This is a genomic window from Actinocrispum wychmicini (genome assembly GCF_004345645.1).
Lineage (GTDB): Bacteria > Actinomycetota > Actinomycetes > Mycobacteriales > Pseudonocardiaceae > Kibdelosporangium > Kibdelosporangium wychmicini.
Map to the genome: position 1 here is coordinate 787,562 of NZ_SLWS01000001.1, position 20,005 is coordinate 807,566.

Here is a 20,005-nt window from a genome sequence, read left to right on the forward strand (position 1 = left end):
CGATCATCTCCGACCCGTCCCACGCAACCGTCAGGATTCGGGCTGTTCGCGTTCCCGCTCGGCGGCGAGCAGCTCGTCCACGGACGCCCGGCCTTCCCGGTAACGCTTGGCGATCTCCGCGTTGAGCAGGTCCATCACCACTTGGACCTGACGGCGGCGCTGGGAGACCGAGGACTCCTCCTTGGCGTACGTCTGTAAGGCCAGCTCGAGCCGGTCGTCCGGCAGGGAACCGACGTCGGACAGGTCCGCATCGGAGACGAGGGCCTCCACGTGCCGGCGGTGCGCCTCGGCCCGGGACGGCTCCAGGGTCTGGTAGCGGCCCATGCCGGTGGCCGGGCCGACCGCGTTGTCCGCCAGGATCGAGGCCAGCTGTTCGACCACCGAGGCCGAACCGCCCTCGGTCCGGCGCTTCTGCTCGGCGCGCACGATGTCGATCCGACCGTGCAGCAGCCGGCGCAGATAGGACAGGTCGGTCTCCTCCTGCGCGGCATCGTCCCGCCGGCTCCGGACCTCGGCGAGGCCGAGCCGGTCCAGGCCCTCGATGTAGTCCGGGTCGAGCACGCGGTCGATGCGTCGGCGCCCACCAGGTCGGACTTCGATCACGGGATCATCCTCCGGCAACCGCGCCTAGACCGCCACATCGGCCAGCCCCTTTTCACCCTTGACCCCCAGTAGTTCTCGGACCTGACCGGCCGCCAGCGGCGGCCGCTGGGCGATTCGGGCCAGCCCGGCCGCCCTCGCCACCAGTTGGGCGTTGTCCTTCACCCGCTCACCCCGGGCGTAGGTGATGGTGTCCTCCATCCCCACGCGGAGGTGACCACCGGCCGACAGGGACGCCAGCATCACCGGCAGGGTGGCCCGCCCGACGCCGGTGGCTGAGAACGTTGCGCCGTCCGGGACGAGGCGCATCGCGGCCACCAGGGTCTCGGCGTCGCCCGGCATCCCGCCGGGCACACCCATCACCAGGTCGACGTGTACGTGCCCGCCGGCGGGCAGGCCGTGCTTGTCGAGCAGGCGGCGCAGGGTGGACAGTTGGCCGAGGTCGAAGATCTCGTACTCCGGGACGATCCCGCGCTCCAGCATCCGCTGGTGCAGCTCGACGATGAACTCCCAGCGGTTGAGGAAGACGTCGTCGCCGAAGTTGACCGTGCCCATCGTGCAGGAGGCCGAGTCCGGCAGCGCGTCAAGCACTCGCAGCCGGTCGGCCTCGGGGTCGGTCACCGCGCCGCCGGTGGACAGTTGAACGATCAGGTTCGTCTGTTCGCGCAGCGCGGCCACGGTGTCCTTGAGCCGACCGAGATCCAGGGTCGGCCTGGTGTCCTCGCCGCGGATGTGCACGTGGATCATGGCCGCGCCGACGCGCTCGCAGTCCTGTGCGGTGCTGACCAGCTCGGCCAAGGTCACCGGTAGGTTCGGCACGTCCGGCTTGGCGTGCTCGGCCCCGGTCGGCGCCACTGTGATGATCGTGCCTGTCGACTGGGGCATGGGTGGATAGTGACACAGCCACAGGGCGCCTGTCGTCGGGGAGGGGCCCTCGACAGACCTGCAGAACCCGATTGTTGCAATCGTTCGCCGTATTACTCAAGAGCTCAACCAGTTTCTGGCCGCACTGTCGGACTTCTTGCTGACGAACGGATGTGCCGGCTCGTCCGTTCGGCTGTCACACGACAAGGCCAAGCCGGACCGCCAGAACCGCGAGCCGGACCCGGTTGTCGCACCGGGTCTTGGTCATGATGTTGGCCACGTGCGTCTTCACCGTCGTCACCCCGACATGCAGCTCCTCGCCGATCTGCGCGTTGGACATCCCGGCGCCGAGCAGGGCGAGCACGTCCAGTTCCCGGTCGGTCAGGTCCGGTTGGGCCGGTGCCGGCCGGGTCGCGGTCATTGCCCTGTCAACGATCCTGCGCAACACGGCCGGGCTGAACGGGCTCTCGCCCGCGACCACCTTGCGGATCCCGTCGAGCAGATCCGCCGGGGCGACGTCCTTGGCGAGGAACCCGCACGCGCCCGCGGTGAGCGCCGGGTACACGTGGTCGTCATCGTCGAAAGTGGTCAGCACGAGCACTCTGGTCGCCGGCCGGATCTCCAGAATTCGTCTGGTGGCAGTGATTCCGTCCATTCCCGGCATCCTCAGGTCCATCAGCACGACATCCGGGACCGCGGTGGTGGCCACCGTGACGGCGTCCCGGCCGTTGTCCGCCTCGCCGACCACTTCGATGTCCGAAGTGGACTCACACAGCATCCGCAGCCCGGCCCGCGCGAGCTGTTGGTCGTCCACGAGCACCACCCTGATCATGCCGGCATCCTCGCGTGCACCAGCCAGCCCCGTCCGGTCGGCCCGGTGGTGAGCTGCCCGCCGACGAGCTCGACCCGTTCCCGCATCCCGATCAGGCCGTGTCCCGGCTCCGCCGGGACCGCCTGGCCGTCGTCGGACAGGGTCACCTCCACGGCATCGCTTTTCTTACACACCAACAGGGTGACCTTCGCCCGCTCGCCGACGTGTTTGAGGACGTTCGTGAGTCCTTCTTGGACGACCCGGAGCACCGCCAGCCGCAGCACCCCCTCCAGATCCGCCACGTTCGTGTCGATGTGCGCGGTGACCCTGGGCCCGGCGGCCTCGATCCGGTCGACCGTGGCCCGCAACGCGGACGGCAGGTCGGTGACGGCTTCCTGGCCGCCTTCCGTGTCCCGCAACACGGTGACCAGCGTCCGCAGGTCGGCCATGGCCGCGATGCCGGACTCATGCACCTCTTTGAGGACCACGGCGACCTCCGGGTCCGGGTCCAGGGCGTGCCGCGCGGCGCCGATCCGCAGCACCATCGAGGCCACATGGTGCGCCACCAGGTCATGCAGTTCGCGGGCGATGGCCGTGCGCTCGTCGGCACGTGCCGCCTGTGCGTCGGCAGCCGCGCGTTCCTTTGCCTGCCAGGCGATCTCCTGCACGGACCGCAGGTGCAGGCCCACCAGGACGGGCAAGCCGATCAGCAGGATCGCGCGGAACAACATCGGCGCGACTCCGTCGAAGGGCGGTGTGAGCACGTTCGCCGAGAGGACAGCCGCTGTTCCCACCCACACCTGCCAGCCGCTGCGGCGCCATGTCAGCTCGCCCAACGCGAAGAAACCGGCCATGTTCGCCACACCGGCACCGAGCGTGCCGCCCGGTGCCACGGCGAACAGGAAGGTCTGTAGCAGGGTGATCGCCAGCGGCCACTGGCCCTGCCGCACGATGAGGAGCGTCGAGACCGCCGTCAGCACCCAGTCGTTCGGTGTCGCGGCGACCTTTCCGTTGAGCAGCACCAGATACCCCATGGCCATGACCAGGGGGATCAGCCTGATGGGCTGGATCCATCGGCCGAGTGGTTCGCGTCGCACCCTTCGACGGTATGTCCGCCAGTAGGGGGCGCGCGTCCTCCCCAGGTAGGAAGGATCACGGCTCCTCGGCTGAGGTCACAGCGTCTGACCTCGACGAATGTGGCGGCATGACCTCGCCGTACCAGACGTTCCTGTCCGCCGCGCTGCGCAGGCCGGCCACGATCGGGGCCGTCGCCCCCAGCTCCACCGGCCTGGCCGACCTGCTGGCCGCCGTCACACCCACCACTGGCCGGCCGGTGGTGGTCGAACTCGGTCCGGGCACCGGCTCGGTCAGCGAGGCGATCCAACGCCGGCTGCCGTCGGACGGCCGGCACGTCGCGGTGGAGATCGACCCGGAGATGGTGGTTTACCTGCGGTCGGCGCATCCCAAGTTGGAGGTTGCCCACGGTGACGCCGCGGACCTGCGTGCGGTTCTGGAAGGCCGTGGGGTGACGTGCGCCGACGCCGTGGTGAGCGGGTTGCCGTGGTCGCTGTTCCGGCCGGAGCGGCAACGGCAGATCCTGGACCACGTGGCCGCGCTGCTGACGCCGGGCGGGGCGTTCACCACGTTCGCCTACCGGCACGCGGGCGCGATGGCCGGTGCGCGTAGCTTCCACCGGCTGCTGGACGCCATGTTCGACGAGGTCATCGTCAGTCACACGGTGTGGTGGAACATGCCACCCGCCCGGATCTACGTGTGTCGCAGGCCACTCCTATGAGCTGTGCAGCCGTTTGACGGCTTCCCGGCCGAGGCCCGGGGTGTCCGGCGGAATCGAGTCGGGATCGATCGCGGCCGGGCCACCGGCCGCGGTCAGCTCGGTGTCCGGGGTCACCGACCGCTTGAGCAGAGCCAGCGCGATGGGGCCGAGTTCATGGTGCTGCGCCACGGTTCCCACCCGGCCGACGCTCTTCTCGCCGGCCAGCACCGGGTCACCGGTCACCGGCAACGCGTCCGCGGAGCCGTCCAGGTGCAGCAGCACCATCCGGCGCGGCGGCCGGCCGATGTTGTGCACTTTGGACACTGTCTCCTGGCCGCGGTAGCAGCCCTTCGCCACGTGCGCGGCCACCGGGACCCAGTTGACCTCGTGCGGGATCGTCCGGTCGTCGGTGTCCACACCGACCCGTGGCCGCAACGCCTCCACGCGCAACGCCTCGTAACCCCAACTGCCCATGGGCCGGGCGCCGGCCGTCGTCAGCCGCTCCCACCAGTCGACCCGGGAACCGCTTGGCACCAACAGATCGAACGACCCGGGCATCCGGCGGACCAACACGTCGGTGCCTGACACGGCGTACGTGTCGGCCGGCACGTCCAGCCCCACTGACGTGAGCAGGTCCGTGGCCGACGGGCCGATCAGGGACAGCACGGCCTTCTCGGCGGTCGCGTCGCGGGGTTCGACCTTCGTCCAGAACACCATGGACCGCAGGTATTCCAGCAACGACTGACGGTCACCGCGGGCTCCGGTCGCGGTCGCGCCCGGTTCGGTGTCCAGCCACACCGTGTCACCGACGTGCGCCAGCACCATGTGCGCGTCCACCCGGCCCTGGCTGTCGAGCACCAGCGCCTCGGTGCCCATGCCGGCTGGCAGGTCGCTGACGTGCTGGGAGATCATCAGGTGCAGCCAGCTCAGCCGCTCCTCGCCGGGGACCGCGATCACCTCCCGGTTCGACCGGTCGACCACGGCCACCGAGCGGGCCGCCGCGCGCTGCTCGCCGAACGGGTCACCGAAGTGCCAGGGGACGCCGAGGTCCGGTGTCGGCTCCTGCGGCGGCACGGCTCCTGGCAACGTCACTTAGTTCTCCCCGTTCAGGCAGTTCCGGCACGTGCCGGACAACGCGACATGGCTCGCGTCGAGTTTGAACCCGTACCGCGCGCTCAGTGTTCCCGAGAGCTCGTCGAGCAGGCCGCATGGCACCTCTTCGACACTGTCACACCTGTGGCACACCAGGTGCACATGCTCGTGGTCACGGGCCGAGTACGTGGGCGCGCCGTGGCCGATGTGCGCGTGCCGCACCAGCCCGAGCTGTTCCAGCAGGTCAAGGGTGCGGTAGATGGTGGTGATGTTGACCGTGGGTGTGGTCTGCTGCACGTGCTTGCAGACCTGTTCCGGCGTGGAGTGGTCGAGCGCCACGACCGCGTCCAGCACAAGTTGACGCTGTGGCGTCATCCGCATACCGCGCTGATGTAGCGTCGAACGAAGCGCGGCTCGTTCGTTGTGAGTTACCTCCACACCGTTACATGGTAGGCGTGAGTAGGGTCAAGGTCATGCGCGTGCTCGCTCTCCTCGACGGAACACTGGCCGATCCCGAGACTCCCCTGATCCGGGTGGACGACCTTGGGCTGATGCGCGGGGACGGGATCTTCGAAACCGTCCTCGTCGTCGACGGCAAGCCCCGCGAGCTGGGGCCGCACTTCGACCGCCTGGTCCGCTCCGCGGCCATGCTGGACCTGCCGACCCCGGACCGCGCCGCGTTCGACCGCGCCACCCAGGCCGTCATCGACGCCTGGACCGGCGGCAGCGAAATGGCACTCAAATGGGTGTACACCCGGGGCATCGAAGGCGGCGACGGCACCCCCACGGGCTTCGCGCTCGGCCTCGAGATCGCCGAGAAGGTCAAGCGCCAGCGCGCCGAAGGCATCGCCGCGATCACCCTGGAACGCGGCGGCGACCAAGACCTCGCCAAGCGGGCCCCATGGCTCCTGCTGGGCGCCAAGACCCTGTCGTACGCGGTCAACATGGCCGGCCTCCGCGAGGCCGACCGGCGCGGCGCGGCCGAGGTCATCTTCACCACGTCCGACGACTTCGTGCTGGAAGGCCCCACATCAACCCTGGTCGCGGCCACCGGCAAGACCCTGCGTACACCGCCAACCGGCCTCGGCATCCTGCCCGGCACCACCCAGGCTGCCCTGTTCCGGGCGGCCGAGCGGGAAGGCTGGGCGGTGAAGACCGAGCCGCTGCGCATCGCCGAGCTCAAGGAGGCGGACGGCCTGTTCCTGGCCTCCAGCGTCCGCAAGGTCACCCGGATCCACACCCTGGACGGCGAGCAGCTCGCCGACAGCACGGAGCTGCACGGCGAGCTGACCCGTCTCTACAACTCGGAGTACTAGTTCCGCAGACCGGTGTCGACGGCGGTGAGCAGGGAGCCCGGGTCACCGGACATCTCCCATGCCATCGCGCCGAGCAGGCCCTTGCTCTTGATCCACGCCGTCTTCTGGCCGATCGACCACGTGTCGTCGAACGTCCACCACTGGTTGCCGGTGTAGCAGTACGACGCTACGGCGACCGTGTCGTGGAAGACCGTGCAGCCGGGGACCGAGGAGACCAGGTTCGCGTAGCCGCGGGTGCCGGCCTCTTCGGCGAACTGGCCGGGTGCCGCGCCGTTCGCGGCCTGCCAGGCGCCGTGCTTGGCGCCGTCGGTCACGCCCTGCCAGCCTCGGCCGTAGAACGCCAGGCCCACGGTCAGCTTCCGGGGATTGACCCCGGCGTCGGTGTACGCCTTGATGGCCGACTCGACGCTGAAGTGGAACGAGTACGGGTCGGCCGGGTCGGCGAACAGGTTGGCCTGGTGGCCGGTCCGGTTCGGCTCCCACGAGTTGTCACTGCCGGAGCCGTGGAAGTCGTAGCCCTGCACGTTCGCGATGTCCAGCGAGTTGAACACCTTGGTGACGTCCCAGCCGGCGGCCACCTTGGCCGGGTCGGCCGGGGTGAACGCGGTCAGCTGGTAGCGCTTGCCGGTGGTGGCGCCGTACGCGTCGAGTTGCGTGCGGAACTCCGCCAGCAGTGCGGTCAGGTTGTTCTTGTCGTTGGCACTGAAGTGGTTGCCGGGGTGTCCTTCGGCGCCCGGCCACTCCCAGTCGATGTCGATGCCGTCGAACACGCCCGCGCCGGAACCCGGCCCGCCGGCGCCGCCGGCCGAGACGAGGTTGCCCTTGATCCAGGTGTCGATGCAGGACGACACGAACTTCTTCCGGGACGCGTCGGTCGCGGCCAGGTCCGAGAAGTACTTCGAGTAGGTCCAGCCGCCGAGGGAGACCAGCACCTTCAGGTTCGGGTTGAGCTTCTTCAACTTCTTGACCTGGTTGAGGTTCCCGCGCAACGGCTCGAACCCGGTGTCGCCGACCCCGTCCACCGACTGACCCGCCGCGAACCCACGGCCGTAGTCGGCTTCCGCGTCACCGGCGCCGTCACCCTGGTTCGGGTCCTCCGGGTCCGCGGTCGTGCCCTTGGTGACACCGGACAGGCACGTCAGGTTCTTCGGGTCGACGTTCTCGAACGCGTACAGCAGGTGCGTGAGTTTCGCGGCGGCGCCGGACGTCTGCAGGTTGCGCACGAAGTACTGCCGGCCGTAGATGCCCCACTGCACGAAGTACGCCACCTTCGCGTACCCGCTCACGATGTCCGCTGTGGACGCGGTGACCGTGTTGCTCGCGGCCGAGGTGTTGTCGAAGCCGTCCCGGGCACGGACCGCGAAACTGTACTGAGTGGACGGTGACAGGCCGCTGACCTTCGCCGACGTTCCGGTGACGGTCATGGCGAGCGTGGTGCCGCGGTACACGTCGTACGCCACGACCCCGGTGTTGTCCGTGGACGCGGTCCACGCCAACGAGATACTGCCCGCGTCCACCCCGGTGGCGCGCAGGCTGCCCGGCGCGGTCGGCGCCTGGGTGTCGTCACTCGGGTTGTTCGTCGTCACTGACAACGGCGCCGAGTTGGCTGACTTGTTGTTCTTCCGGTCCTTCGCGAGGACCGAGAACGAGTACGCGGTGTTCGGCGTGAGACCGGTGATGGTCGCCGTCGTGTCCGTCGGTGACGCGACGAGCGTGGTGCCGTTGTACACCTCGTAGCCGACGACCGGGAGTGAACCGGCTCCGGCGGCGTTCCATGTCAACGTGACCGTCTTGGTCGTCTTGACGGTGGCGCGCAGGTTCGTCGGCGCGGACGGTGGGGTCTCGGCCGACCCGTCACAGTTGCCGTCGTCGATCCGGCACTGGGTCGGTGTCACCGCGCTGGTGAACCGGACGGTCGGGCTGTACGGGTACGTGGACCGGCCGGCCCCGAGGGAGTTGATGTAGTACGCCGGGGTGACGGTCACGGACGTGCCGGACTGGCTGACGGTGTCGTTCTCACCGGTGGACGCGGTGACGCCGGCCGGGACCTCGAACGTGATCGCCCATCCGGTGACGGTCGCCGAACCGGCGTTGGTGACTGTGTACGTGCCCACGTTGCCGGACAAGGCGAAGGCGGCCCGCAGGCTGCCGGCCGCCAACGCGGGCGTGCTCAGGGCGACCGTGCCGGCTATGGCCAGCACCAGCGTCGCCAACAGGGACAGGACTCTGGAGCGAGGTGGTGAAGACATGGCAGGGGTTCCTCACACCTTGATGATCCCAACAGTGGTCTAGACCAGATTGCGGGGATGTGAACATCCGCACAACGGGACCCCTGAGTTGTGCTGCATAGCGAAACGCTCGTCAGCCCGTTGGCCGGAAGTGGACCTTCACTCCGGGTCTGGCCTGCGCCAACAGGGGGAGGGATCGGGGGTCCACCACGGCGACGACGGGGTAGCCGCCGGTGGTCGGGTGGTCGGCGAGGAACACCACCGGCAACCCGTTGGGCCGCACCTGAATCGCTCCAGTGACCAGTCCCTCGCTGGCCAGTTCGACGTCCTGGAACGCCGGCGCGCGGCGGAGCACGGTGCCGATCAGCCGAACCCCGACCCGGTTGCTCTCCGGCGACACTTTCCACTCGCCGGCCGCCAGCCGCGCCTCGGCGCCGTCGAACCAGTCGTCGCGCGGTCCAGTGAGGACGGGGATCACGAGCTCGTCCGCGACCCTGGTCGGCGGCAGCTCGTCCGCGCCGATCGGGAGCCCGGCGGATGCGCCGAGGGGGAGCACGTCACCTATGGCGAGCGGGTCCGGGCCGATGCCGGAAAGCACGTCCGTCGCGCGTGACCCCAGCTGTGGCTCGACCGCGATCCCGCCGGACACGGCCAAGTAGCAACGCAGCCCTTCGCTTGGGTTGCCGATCGTGAGCACGTCGCCCGCGGACAGGTGCACGGGCGCGTGCGAACCGCCTGGGGTGACACGCACCTGGGGCCCGGTGACAGCGACCGTGCATGACGCCTCGGCACGGACTGACAGCCCGCCGAGAACGGTCTCAATCCCCGCTGCGGACTCGGGATTCCCGACCAGACGGTTCGCCAGGCGCAGTGCCGGCTGGTCCAACGCGCCCGACGGCGGCACACCGAGATGCCCGTGCCCAGGGCGCCCGAGGTCCTGGATCAATGCCAGCGGGCCCGTTGCCAGGACCGTGAGCGCCCTCATCGCACTGCCTCGAACCGGACGAGATCGCCTGGTGCCAGCAAAGCGGCCGGGTCGCGGTGCGAGTCGAACAGGACCGCGTCGGTGTGTCCTAACAGCCGCCAGCCGCCCGGCGACGCGGTCGGGTACGCGCCGGTGAACTCCCCTGCGATGCCGACGGATCCCGGCGGCACCCGCTTGCGGGGGTTGTCCAGGCGGGGCTGCCGCAGCTCGTCCGGCAGTCCCACCAGGTAGCCGAAACCGGGCGCGAACCCGCAGAACGCGACTTTGTACTGGGCGCCCGTGTGCAACGCGACCACGCCGTCGACATCCGTGCCCGCGGTCTGCGCGACCAACTCGAGGTCGGGGCCGTCGTAACGCACCCGCAGGACGACCTCGCGGGGCTCGGCCACGGCTCGCCGGGCCAGGTCGACCTCGGCCAGCAACGGGCTGAGCCGGGCCGCGTCCGCCGAACCGGGGCGGAACGCCGCCAGCACAGTGCGCGCCGCCGGAACGAGTTCGACCAGGTCAGGCAGGTCGGCGGCGGCCAGGGCGGACCGGACCGCGTCCACCTCGTCCAACGAGGAGACCTCGATCAGGACAGCGTCAGGCCCGCACCGCCGTAGCCGCATACATCAACCGACGACGCGCGTGAGGTACGCCGACGTGTGCGGTTGAAGGTCCTGACCCACCATGGCGCGCTCCTCGACGTACGCGAGATCGCCGTTGTTCACCAGGCCGTAGAGCCGCTTGGCGCCGTTGACCTCCTTGGCGCTCGCGGTCCGCACCACCGCGTCCGTGCTCAGCTCCCAGGAGGTCTGGGTGCGCGGCTTGCCGTAGAAGATCTCGACGATCCCGGTGGCGTGCGCCAGGAGAAGCTCGACGGTGTCATCCGGCCGCGCCCGCCACCAACCGACCTCGCGGGCCGCCGGGCGGATCACATTGCCTTCGTCGTCGAGCAACCAGGCCCGTGCCTCGTAGTAGAGGAAAGGTCGCCCGTCGTGCGCGAACGTGACCTGCTGCCCGAACTTGTGGGTCTGGCTGAGCGTGGGGTACACCACTTCACCCTCACCCCGCCACACCCCGACCAGGGGCAGCAACGCCAGCAGGGCGTCGTTCAGGTTCGGGCCCTCCCGCAGGTTCGCGGTGTCGGCCGGGATCGGCAGGTCGTCGAACTGGGGCAGGTTGAGGTGGCGGGTCGCCTTGGCCCGCTCGGCCGCCGCCTGCACGGCATCGTCGCCAGTGCTCATCAGCGCTGGTCGCTGTACAGCCGGTAGACGACATAACCAGCGAACCACAGGACCGCGAGGCCGATGACCACCAGCAGCGAGGTGAAGAACAGTTCCACGCCCAAGAGGATAACCAGCAGCGGCGGAGGGACCCGCCGTGACGTGCCCCTCCACCCCGTGGGTCAGCAGCGGACGGTCATGGCGCTGGCCGCCTCGATGAGCGCCTGGCTGGTCTTCGGGCCGACGATGCCGCTCGCCTTGATCCCCGCGCGGCGCTGGAAGTCCTGCACTATCCGCTGAATGCTCGGCTCGTAGGTGCCGCTCCAGGGAACGCCCGTGACGCTGTACGGGTAGATGTCCGAGAGCAGGTCCCACAGGGCGCTGACCTGGTCCCCGTCGTGCTCACCAGGGTTGAGGTAGATGGTGAAGCCCGGCTGACGGGCCAACGACTTGTTGTCCATGAGCGCGTGCCACGTTTTCGAGCCGACAATTCCGCTGTCCTTGATGCCGTGCTTGCGCTGGAAATCGCGGACCGCGTGCAGAGTGTTCGACGCGTAATTGCCGGTGCCCTGCAGCTCCTGGTATCCGGCGTCGCGAAGGGCCAGTTGCAGCAACAGGACGGAATGGCCGTGGTTGCCATAACGTACTTGCGGCAGCGCGGACACGAACTGCACGACCTTTGAGTGATCGAATACTCGGCCCCAGCATGTCGCGGCGGACGCGGTGCCGGTGGTCGCCATCGCCGTTCCCCCGATGAGGGTCAGGAAAACGGCAGCGCGAACTAACGTTCTCTTCATGATTGTTTTCTCCCCGAACGGTTTCGGACTCCCCAGCAAGTCCTTGTCAAGAGAGACGGATGTCGGCGTGGTTGGTTGGTCACGAGGTGATCACGAACATGAAATGGACGTGCTCAGCAACCCCAGCCACCGCTGGCCGAAGCCGCCTCCATCATCGCCGCCCAGGTCTTCTGGCCGACGATGCCACTGGCCTTGATCCCGGCCCGCCGCTGGAAGTCCTTGACCATCTTCTGCAGGGTCGGGCCGTAGACGTCGCCGTCCGGGAGGGTGCGCGCGCTGTACGGGTGGATTCGCTGGATGATGAGCCCGAGGGTGTCGACCTTGTCGCGGTTCCGCTCGCCGGGCGTGATGCTGTACTTCGGTGCCTGACCGCCGAAGGTCTGATACTCCGGCATGGCACCGACGAGCGCGTGCCAGGTCTTCGAGCCGACGATTCCGCTGTCCTTGATGCCGTGCTTGCGCTGGAAGTCACGGACCGCCTTCAATGTGTTCGTGGCGTAATTGCCCGTGCCCTGCAGGCTGGTGTAGCCGGTGTGGCGAAGAGCCAACTGCAGGGCGAGTACATGCTGACCGTGCTGGCCATAGTGGACCTGCGGCAGGCCGGACGCGAATTCGTCGGAGCGTGCGCTGCCGTCGCATGCCATTGCGTTGCCTGCGCTCGCAATTCCGACACCGGTGGTGAGGATCGCGAAAATGGCAGCCCGAACAAGCATCTTCTTCATGGGTTTCTCCCCAGCTGATTCAGAACTCCGAGTGGGTTCTTTCGCTAGAGAAGACGGGCGGTGCCGGGGGAGGTTGCCCACCCGGGAGAAACAAAGAGCCGGGTGGCCCCGCTGGGGGACCACCCGGCTGGACAAGCGGGGCTACGCGACCGCGACGGCCACTTCGTGGATGCCGGGGCCGTCGGCCTGGATCGAGGCCTCGCCGTTCCCGGTGCGGTGCAGGGCGCGGACAGTCCAGGCGCCCGGCGCGGCGTAGAAGCGGAACTCGCCGTTCGGTGAGGACACGACCTCGCCGGTGAAATCGCCGTTGCCGTCGAGCAGGCGCACGAACGCGCCGCCCACAGGGGCCTCACCGGACACCACGCGTCCGGTGAGGACGGTCTGCCCGTTGGCGTCCCCGATCGGGGCCGACTGGTCAGGTGCTCCGCAGTTGTCGCTCATTTGCCCGCTCCCAGTTCCACGGGCACGCCGACCAGCGACCCGTACTCCGTCCACGATCCGTCGTAGTTCTTCACGTCGCCGTAGCCGAGCAGCTCGTGCAGGGCGAACCAGGTGTGCGAGGAACGCTCGCCGATCCGGCAGTAGGCGATGGTCGACTTGCTCTCGTCGATGCCGGCTTCCTGGTAGATCTCGCGCAGTTCGTCGTCCGACCGGAACGTGCCGTCCTCGTTCGCGGCCTTGGCCCACGGCACGTTGATCGCCGACGGCACGTGGCCGCCGCGCTGGGCGGATTCCTGGGGCAGGTGGGCGGGGGCGAGGAGCTTGCCGCTGAACTCGTCCGGGGACCGCACGTCCACCAGGTTCTTGGTGTTGATGGCCGCCACGACCTCGTCGCGGAAGGCGCGGATCGAGTGGTCCTGCTCCTGGGCCTTGAACGTGGTCTCGTCCCGCTTGACGTCGTCCGCCGACAGCGGGCGGCCGTCGAGCTCCCACTTCTTGCGGCCGCCGTCGAGCAGTTTGACCGCCTCGTGGCCGTACAGCTTGAAGTACCAGTACGCGTACGCGGCGAACCAGTTGTTGTTGCCGCCGTACAGGATCACCGTGTCATCGTTGGAGACACCCTTGGTGGACAACAGCTTCTCGAAGCCGGCGCGGTCGACGAAGTCGCGGCGTACCGGGTCCTGCAGCTCGGTCTTCCAGTCGATCCGGACCGCGCCGGGGATGTGCCCGGCGTCGTATGCGCTGGTGTCCTCGTCGACCTCGACGAACACCACCCCCGGCGTCTCGAGGTTGTCCTCGGCCCACTGCGCCGAAACCAGCACGTTCTCGCGGCTCATCGAGCGCCTCTCTACTTGCGATGGATTAGTTGGTTGAAGTGACGGACGGGGTGAACCTGCGGAGCAGCAGGTACGTCTCACAGCCGAGGCAGAAGCCGAACGCCGCGTTGAGGAACGCGGCGGCAAGGGCGAACGCCGTGGCGACAACGCCGAGCACGGTCAGTTCAGTGGCGAACGCGACGGTGCCGACAGCGGCGAACACGAACCCGACCGCCTGGGCGAACCGCAGCGGCGCCGCGTCCTCCCGCTCGTCGGTCGGCCCCAGCCGGGGTGCCACGAGGTAGCGGTAGATCAACGAATAGGGCGCGTACTTCAAGCCGGCGAAGGCGCCGATCGCGAACACGACGGCCTGCAGGGCGAGCAGCGGCCACCATTGGGTGACCAGCACGACGGCGAGTACGACGGTGGTGATCCATGCCGCGAGGCGCGGGCCACGCGGGTCTACAGGGGGGCCTGCGGACATGGTGTGTCCTCCTGACCTGGATGGGGAAACGCAACAGGGCGTGCTCGAAGCACGCACGAGATCGCCGGGTCAGATGGTTGCTTGACAGAGGCTCGAGTCGACGCGGCAGAAATCCACCGCGCGGCGCCTGGTCAGCAACGTATACACGGCCCGAGACTACCTCGGTCCCACATTTCAGAGCACGGCCGTCCACCTGATGGGATACACGTTCGGGTGACAGGGGTACGTCCGACCATCCGGACGTCCGTTGGGACGGTCATGACGAAGTACCTGGTCATGGTCCTGCTGCTGGCCGCGTGCGGCGCACCGGACAGTCGCCCGCCGTCGCCGGCCGAGGCGCAACGGCTCGCGCACATCCGGTCGATGCCCGCCGCGGCGATCACAGCCCGTGTCCCCACCGGTGCCGGTGTGGTCGTCCTCACCGGCCGGGTCGACTTCGCCAACCGGGTCGGCGACACGACGATGACCACCGAAGGCCGCACCGACCCGGCCGCCACCGGCCTGTTGCACTGGGACCGGACGGAGCTGACGTTCCAGGGGTGGACGCGCCCGCTGCGCCGGGACGGCTCGGAACTGGACACCACCCTGCTCCTGCTGGCGAGCCTGCACACGGCCGGCCCGGACGATCCGGCCGCGCTGCGGCGAACGGTCACCTGGCTGCGTTCGACCCAGCTGAACGGCACCCCGGTGGACGTCTTCCAGGGCGACCACCTCACCTACTGGGTGGACCCAGCCGGCAACCTGCGCCGGCTGGAGGCCCACCTCGCAGGCAACTCGGCGCCCGCGGTCGTCGACGTCACGCCTTAGGTCCTGTTACGCCGGTAGAGCAGCAGCAACAAGCCGAGCGCGAGGACCGCGACACCACCTGTGACGAGCCAGCCGACGGACGCACCCGTGCTGGCCAACGCCTTCGGTGGCAGCAGTCCGATGTCGACGGTCAGCACCTCACGGGCGGACGGGCCGACGGTGACCGGGCGTCCGCAGCCGGTCTGTTTGTCCACACCGGACCCGATGGTGTAGCCCTTCAGGTCCGTCGGCACGACACAGACCACGTACAAGCCGTCGTCCAGCGAGTCGAACAGGTACGCCCCGAACCGGTCAGTGACTGTCCTGCTCAGTTCAGCGCCGGTGGCGGACCGCAGTAGGACGGTCACGCCCGGAGCGCCGGACTCGGTCGGGTCCTGCATGCCGTCACGGTCCGTGTCGATCCACACACGGTCGCCGATCCGGTTGGCCGGCGGCACGATGCCGACGTCCTGCGTCAGGTCCTCGTACTTGCCCGCGAACAGCCGGGTCGGCGGCGCGCACCACGTCGACTGGTCGACCGGGCCCTTGGTGAGCTGGTACAGCGCGTACTGCGTGGGCAGTGTCGTGCGGTCGAAGCACACCGTGTGCAGGCCGTCCGCGAGACCGTTGAACAGGTACTTCCCGTCGTTGTCGGTCTTTGTCGTCGGGCCGGCGGTGAGGCGGACCTGCACCCCGGCGACACCGGGCTCGCCCGGGTCCTGCACGCCGTCGCGGTTCGTGTCCACCCAGACGCGGTCGCCGAGGGTGTTCGGCGGCCGGATGCCGAGGTCGACGTCCAGCCGCGACCGGCTGCCCGCGCCGAGGGTGACCGCCGGGACGCAGCCGTCCGGCAGGGCACTGGAGGACTTCCCTTGTGCCGTCGGCAGATAGCCGGCCTTCAGGTCGAAACAGACCCGGTAGTCGCCGTCCGGCAAGCCGTCGAACACGTACTTGCCGTCCGGTCCGGTGACGGTCTTGGCGTTACCGGCCGTGACCGTCACGCCAGCGATGCCCGGCTCGCCGGCGTCCTGGACGCCGTCGCGGTTCGAGTCCAGCCAGACGAAGTCGCCGAGTTTGTTCGGCGGCGGCATGAACGTGAAGTCCACCGCCAGGTTCTCCCGGTGGCCCGGACCCAGCGTCACGTCCGGTGCACAGCCGCCGGGGTCGCCCAGCGGCGGCGCGAAGCACACCTTGCCCGTCCCGTCCGGCAGGCCCTCAAGCAGGTACTTGCCGTCCGGTCCGGTGACGGTCCGCGCGCCACCCGCGGTGACAGTCACACCGGGCACGCCAGCGGCCTTGTTGAGAGCGATCGTCCCGCCGACCCGGTTCACGGGTGCGCCCATGCCCGCGTCGATCGTCATGTCGGACCGTTTGTTCACGCCAAGCGTGACAGGCGCGGCGCACCCCGTCGCAGGGTCGGCGTCGGAGTCCCTCTCCCGTTCGCTCGCATGCGGTTTCGTGAACTGCAGGTCGTCCTTGCGTCCGAAACACACCGTGTACGTGCCGTCGGTCAGGTCGGGGAACACGTACTTGCCGTCAGCCCCGGTCACCGTTTTCCAGCTGCCCACTGTGACCGTGACGCCGGCGATGCCCGGCTCGCCAGCGTCCTGGACGCCGTTGTGGTTGACGTCGTTCCACACGAAGTCGCCCACGGTGTCCGGCGGTGGCACCAGTCCGACGTCAATCGTCAGCACCTCCCGGTGATCCGGACTGACGGACACGGCCGGTGCGCAGCCCGTCACGGCGTCCACACTGGACTTTGGCAGCGTATAGCCGGTAGGCAGCGTCTTCACGTCGACGCAGACCGTGTACGTGCCGTCCGGCATGCCCTCGAACAGGTACTTCCCGTCGGCTCCGGTCACGGTTTTCCAGCTGCCGGCCATGACCGTCACTCCAGGCATGCCCGGCTCGCCCGGATCCTGGACGCCGTTGTGGTTCGCGTCCGTCCACACCAGGTCGCCCAGCCGGTTCACCGGCGTCGCGACACCCGCGTCGACCGTCATGTCCGACCGGTGGTTCGCGCCGAGGGTGACCGGGGTCGAGCAGCCGGTGGCAGGGTCGGCGTCCGAGTCAAGGCCGTCGTCGCCCACGTTCGGTTTCGTGGCTTGGAAATCACCGGCCTTCTTCAGGTCGAAGCAGACCGTGTACGGGCCGTCCGGCATGTTGTCGAACACGTACTTGCCGTCCGGGCCGGTCGTGGTGCGCAGGTTTCCGACGGTTACCGGAACGTCGGGAACGCCAGGCTCGCTGGGATCCTGCAGGCCGTTGCGGTTGAGGTCGTTCCACACGAAGTCGCCGAGCTTGTTCGGCGGGACCGTGAAACCGGCGTCGATGGACGTCACCGACCGGTTGCCCGGCGCGAGCGTCACCGGCGGCGCGCACCCGGACACCGGGTCGGCGTCCGAGTCCTTCTGGTCGTCGCCGGTCTTCGGCGTGGTGAACACGAAGTCCGAGTAGTGCCCGAAGCAGACGGTGTACGTGCCGTCCGGCATGTCCGAGAACTCGTACCGGCCGTCCTTGCCGGTGAACGTCTTCTTGTCACCGAGCGCCACCGGCACGTCCGGCAGGCCCGGCTCACCCGGGTCCTGCAGGCCGTTGTGGTTCAGGTCGGTCCAGACCAGGTCGCCGATCCGATTGGCCGGCGGCACCAGCCCGGCGTCCATGGTCATGTTCTCCGCGTCGGCGGCGGCCAACGTCACCGGCGGCGCACAGCCGGTGTCCGGGTCGATGTCCGAGTCCCTGGCGTCGTCGCCCGCCTTCATCCTGGTGGCCTGGAAGTCCACAAAGGACGCCGGCAGGGTCTTCAGGTCGACACAAACCGAGTACGTGCCGTCCGGCAGGGTGCCGAACAGGTACTTGCCGTCCAGGCCGGTGACAGTCTTGCGGTCACCCAGAGACACCGTCAGGCCCGGCACCGGCGGCTCGCCCGCGTCCTGCTGGCCGTTGCGGTTCAGGTCCGCCCACACGTAGTCGCCGACCGTGTTCGTGGGGGCGACCACCCCGGCGTCCACGGTGGTGTCGACCGATCCGGCCGGGCCGAGGGTGACGGTCGCCAGTCCGGTGCGGGGGTCCACATTGGAGTCCGCGGCGCGGTCCGGGCCGGCACCCTTCGCCGTCCATCTCAGTGACGAACCCGGTGGTGCGCCCGGGATCACCGACGTGGTCGCGCCGGTGAGGTCGAACTTGAGGTTGTAGCAGGTATCCGGCTTCAGGCCGTCGGCCGTCGCGAACGCATACTCGCCCTTGGCGTTGGTGGTCTTCGACGGCAGGGCGGCGCCACCCACGCACGGCGTTGCCGTGACCTTCACGCCGGGCAACGCGGGTTCGTCACCGTCCTGGAAGCCATTGGTGTTCTGGTCGAACCACACCCGGTTGCCCAGTTGCACGGGCGCGAGGTCGCACAACGCCTCCAGGTCGCCCAGGCCGGTGGACCAGCCTTCCTGCGGATCGCTCATCACCTGGAAACCGTTGCTGTGCTTGTCGTTCTGCATGGTTCCGGTGGTGCGGTCGAACCAGCCGACCCCCGAGGTGTCGTCGGCGAGCGGGTCCATCACTGTGGCGGGCATCCGGTCGGCGCCGGGGACGAGCGCCACCGCGCCCATCGCGGTCTCGGCGTTGGTCTTGAAGTACTCACCGGGGTAGAACTCGGCCACCGAGGCCGACTCGCCGTCCGCGGCGCCCTTGTGGTTGTTCGGGCAGCTGCCCGTTCCCTCCCACACGAACGTCCCGTCGCCCTGCCGACACGCGCGGTTCACGTCCCCGCCGACGACCGCGTCGTCCACCTGGTCGCCGAACCTGTCCCGGAACCCCAGCACCAGGTCGCCGTCGTTCTCCACGGCGATGTTCGCGAGCAACGGCTGGGCGACCGAAGATCTGCTTGCCGGGTCGAGCCTTGATGCCGCACCCTGGTCCGGTGGCTTGTCGGTCCACGGGTGCCAGTGGGTTTCGCCGCCCTGCACCACAGCGCCGCGCTCGAAGTCGAGCGTCCGCGACAGCACGGCCGGCCCGAAAGCGTTGTCCCTGAACGGCAACACCACGGCCTTCATGTCGGTTACTTTGTTCGTGGACTGCCCGTCGCACACGCCGCCGACGTACACCACGCCGTCCCGGCCACCCAAGGCAGCCGGCCGCCAGTCTGTCGCGTTAGGACAGCCCGGGTTCGGGACGGGGTACAAGGCGACCGGGGCACTCGCTGTCGGGACGGTGGCGTCATACACGTACAACGTCTTGTTCGCCAGGTTTACAGTGTAAAGTGCGGTGCCGTCCTCGGAGATCATGATGTCCCCCAGGCTTTCCTTGCCCGGCACCGAGACGAACGACTCGTCGTCGCCCGAGTGCTGAGTGGCGCCCGAGCCGGGCACGGTCGCGAACTGGGTCGTGACACCGGCTTTGGTGGCGTAGATCGCGCCCGAACCGCCCGGCCCGTACGGCGAGAACCGTTTGGCGAACGCGGCCGAGAACAATCGCTTGTCCTGCCGGCGATACGCGAGCCCGTACACCGAGCCCGTGTCGGCCTGCTTGGCCAGCCGTGTCGGCGTGGGTGTCGTGCCGCGCGCGGCGAACGGAACGCTCACCACCGAGCGAGCCTCGCCTTGGGCGCCGGCCTTGCGCGTGTTGCGTTCGCACGCCACCGCGAGCGCGGGCGTGGACTGGCAGTAGTCCGCCGGATTCCACACACCCATGGTGACGCTCGGGTTCGGCCCGGACACGAACTCCGTCAGGCTGGACAGGCCGTTCCCGGCAGGCGCGGGCTTCAGGTGCGGCATCGACGCCGGGATGGTGGCCTGGACCCGGTAGCCGTCGCCGGCGACCGGCCCGAGATCGATCTTGACCACGCCGTCCTGGCCGGTCGTCCCCTTCGCGGTCGCGCCACCTGGGGCGGTCACCACCACCGGGATGCCGCCGACACCCACCTCCAGCGCGGGGTCGTAGTTGCCGTTGCCGTTCACGTCGCGGATCACCCGGACCGTCAGGGTCCCGTCGGCCGGAGCGGCCACCGCGGACGTCAGGGGAACCCCGGCCAGTACAACCGCCCCGGCCAGGGCCAGCCCCACCACTCTGCACACAACAGCTCCCTTTCGGCGA

Annotated in this window: 19 protein-coding genes; 3 read left to right on the forward strand and 16 right to left on the reverse strand. The window is 68.9% G+C overall.

Annotated features, from left to right (window positions below; genetic code table 11):
• Window positions 1-30 precede the first annotated feature (30 nt).
• The 4 genes from EV192_RS03995 to EV192_RS04010 all read right to left on the reverse strand — a co-directional run bounded on the left by EV192_RS03995 (window position 31) and on the right by EV192_RS04010 (window position 3,372).
• Window positions 31-603 (reverse strand): RsiG family protein, encoded by a 573-nt coding sequence (locus tag EV192_RS03995; RefSeq protein ID WP_132111172.1) that lies wholly within the window; start codon window positions 601-603, stop codon window positions 31-33.
• Between the two features lie 24 nt (window positions 604-627).
• Window positions 628-1,485 (reverse strand): beta-keto acid cleavage family enzyme, encoded by an 858-nt coding sequence (locus EV192_RS04000; protein WP_132111174.1) that lies wholly within the window; start codon window positions 1,483-1,485, stop codon window positions 628-630.
• 175 nt (window positions 1,486-1,660) lie between these two features.
• Window positions 1,661-2,296, reverse strand: coding sequence for a response regulator (locus EV192_RS04005; RefSeq protein ID WP_132111176.1), 636 nt, complete (start codon window positions 2,294-2,296; stop codon window positions 1,661-1,663).
• Entirely contained in the window at window positions 2,293-3,372 is a 1,080-nt protein-coding gene (locus EV192_RS04010; RefSeq protein WP_132111178.1) for a sensor histidine kinase, read from the reverse strand. The genes EV192_RS04005 and EV192_RS04010 overlap by 4 nt, the downstream gene beginning before the upstream one ends.
• 107 nt (window positions 3,373-3,479) lie before the next feature.
• On the opposite strand from EV192_RS04010, the gene EV192_RS04015 reads away from it, so the two are divergent.
• Window positions 3,480-4,070, forward strand: coding sequence for a class I SAM-dependent methyltransferase (locus EV192_RS04015; RefSeq protein ID WP_132111180.1), 591 nt, complete (start codon window positions 3,480-3,482; stop codon window positions 4,068-4,070).
• Here the strand turns inward: EV192_RS04015 and ygfZ are convergent.
• Both ygfZ and EV192_RS04025 read right to left on the reverse strand, forming a co-directional pair.
• Complete coding sequence (ygfZ, locus tag EV192_RS04020) at window positions 4,065-5,141, reverse strand: CAF17-like 4Fe-4S cluster assembly/insertion protein YgfZ (RefSeq protein ID WP_132111182.1); 1,077 nt, start codon at window positions 5,139-5,141, stop codon at window positions 4,065-4,067. The two genes, EV192_RS04015 and ygfZ, sit on opposite strands and share 6 nt — an antisense overlap.
• Window positions 5,142-5,516, reverse strand: a complete 375-nt coding sequence (locus EV192_RS04025) for a Fur family transcriptional regulator (RefSeq protein ID WP_243726616.1) — start codon at window positions 5,514-5,516, stop codon at window positions 5,142-5,144.
• Window positions 5,517-5,614: 98 nt separating this feature from the next.
• On the opposite strand from EV192_RS04025, the gene EV192_RS04030 reads away from it, so the two are divergent.
• Window positions 5,615-6,457 (forward strand): aminodeoxychorismate lyase, encoded by an 843-nt coding sequence (locus EV192_RS04030; RefSeq protein ID WP_132111186.1) that lies wholly within the window; start codon window positions 5,615-5,617, stop codon window positions 6,455-6,457.
• On the opposite strand, the gene EV192_RS04035 is transcribed toward EV192_RS04030, so the two are convergent.
• From EV192_RS04035 to EV192_RS04075, 9 genes are all read right to left on the reverse strand, one after another.
• Entirely contained in the window at window positions 6,454-8,706 is a 2,253-nt protein-coding gene (locus EV192_RS04035; RefSeq protein WP_165960200.1) for a glycosyl hydrolase family 18 protein, read from the reverse strand. The two genes, EV192_RS04030 and EV192_RS04035, sit on opposite strands and share 4 nt — an antisense overlap.
• Before the next feature lie 112 nt (window positions 8,707-8,818).
• On the reverse strand, window positions 8,819-9,670 hold the full coding sequence (locus EV192_RS04040; RefSeq protein ID WP_132111188.1) for a 5-oxoprolinase subunit C family protein: 852 nt from the start codon (window positions 9,668-9,670) through the stop codon (window positions 8,819-8,821).
• Window positions 9,667-10,278 (reverse strand): 5-oxoprolinase subunit B family protein, encoded by a 612-nt coding sequence (locus EV192_RS04045; protein WP_132111190.1) that lies wholly within the window; start codon window positions 10,276-10,278, stop codon window positions 9,667-9,669. Before EV192_RS04045 ends, EV192_RS04040 begins: the two co-directional genes overlap by 4 nt.
• 3 nt (window positions 10,279-10,281) lie before the next feature.
• Window positions 10,282-10,896: a heme-binding beta-barrel domain-containing protein gene (locus tag EV192_RS04050; protein ID WP_132111192.1), complete on the reverse strand. Its 615-nt coding sequence runs from the start codon at window positions 10,894-10,896 to the stop codon at window positions 10,282-10,284.
• Between the two features lie 161 nt (window positions 10,897-11,057).
• Complete coding sequence (locus EV192_RS04055; RefSeq protein WP_132111194.1) at window positions 11,058-11,672, reverse strand: peptidoglycan-binding domain-containing protein; 615 nt, start codon at window positions 11,670-11,672, stop codon at window positions 11,058-11,060.
• A 113-nt stretch (window positions 11,673-11,785) separates the two neighbouring features.
• Complete coding sequence (locus tag EV192_RS04060) at window positions 11,786-12,394, reverse strand: peptidoglycan-binding domain-containing protein (RefSeq protein ID WP_132111196.1); 609 nt, start codon at window positions 12,392-12,394, stop codon at window positions 11,786-11,788.
• 141 nt (window positions 12,395-12,535) lie between these two features.
• Window positions 12,536-12,835: a DUF1416 domain-containing protein gene (locus EV192_RS04065; protein WP_132111198.1), complete on the reverse strand. Its 300-nt coding sequence runs from the start codon at window positions 12,833-12,835 to the stop codon at window positions 12,536-12,538.
• Window positions 12,832-13,671, reverse strand: coding sequence for a sulfurtransferase (locus EV192_RS04070; protein WP_132111200.1), 840 nt, complete (start codon window positions 13,669-13,671; stop codon window positions 12,832-12,834). The genes EV192_RS04065 and EV192_RS04070 overlap by 4 nt, the downstream gene beginning before the upstream one ends.
• A gap of 25 nt (window positions 13,672-13,696) precedes the next feature.
• On the reverse strand, window positions 13,697-14,134 hold the full coding sequence (locus EV192_RS04075) for a DUF4395 domain-containing protein (RefSeq protein ID WP_132111202.1): 438 nt from the start codon (window positions 14,132-14,134) through the stop codon (window positions 13,697-13,699).
• A 258-nt stretch (window positions 14,135-14,392) separates the two neighbouring features.
• On the opposite strand from EV192_RS04075, the gene EV192_RS04080 reads away from it, so the two are divergent.
• Window positions 14,393-14,941, forward strand: a complete 549-nt coding sequence (locus EV192_RS04080; protein WP_132111204.1) for a hypothetical protein — start codon at window positions 14,393-14,395, stop codon at window positions 14,939-14,941.
• Here EV192_RS04080 and EV192_RS56730 read toward each other — a convergent pair.
• Window positions 14,938-19,986 carry an SdrD B-like domain-containing protein gene (locus EV192_RS56730; RefSeq protein WP_132111206.1) on the reverse strand — a complete coding sequence of 1,683 codons (5,049 nt, stop codon included), beginning with the start codon at window positions 19,984-19,986 and terminating at the stop codon, window positions 14,938-14,940. The genes EV192_RS04080 and EV192_RS56730 overlap by 4 nt on opposite strands.
• Window positions 19,987-20,005 lie beyond the last annotated feature (19 nt).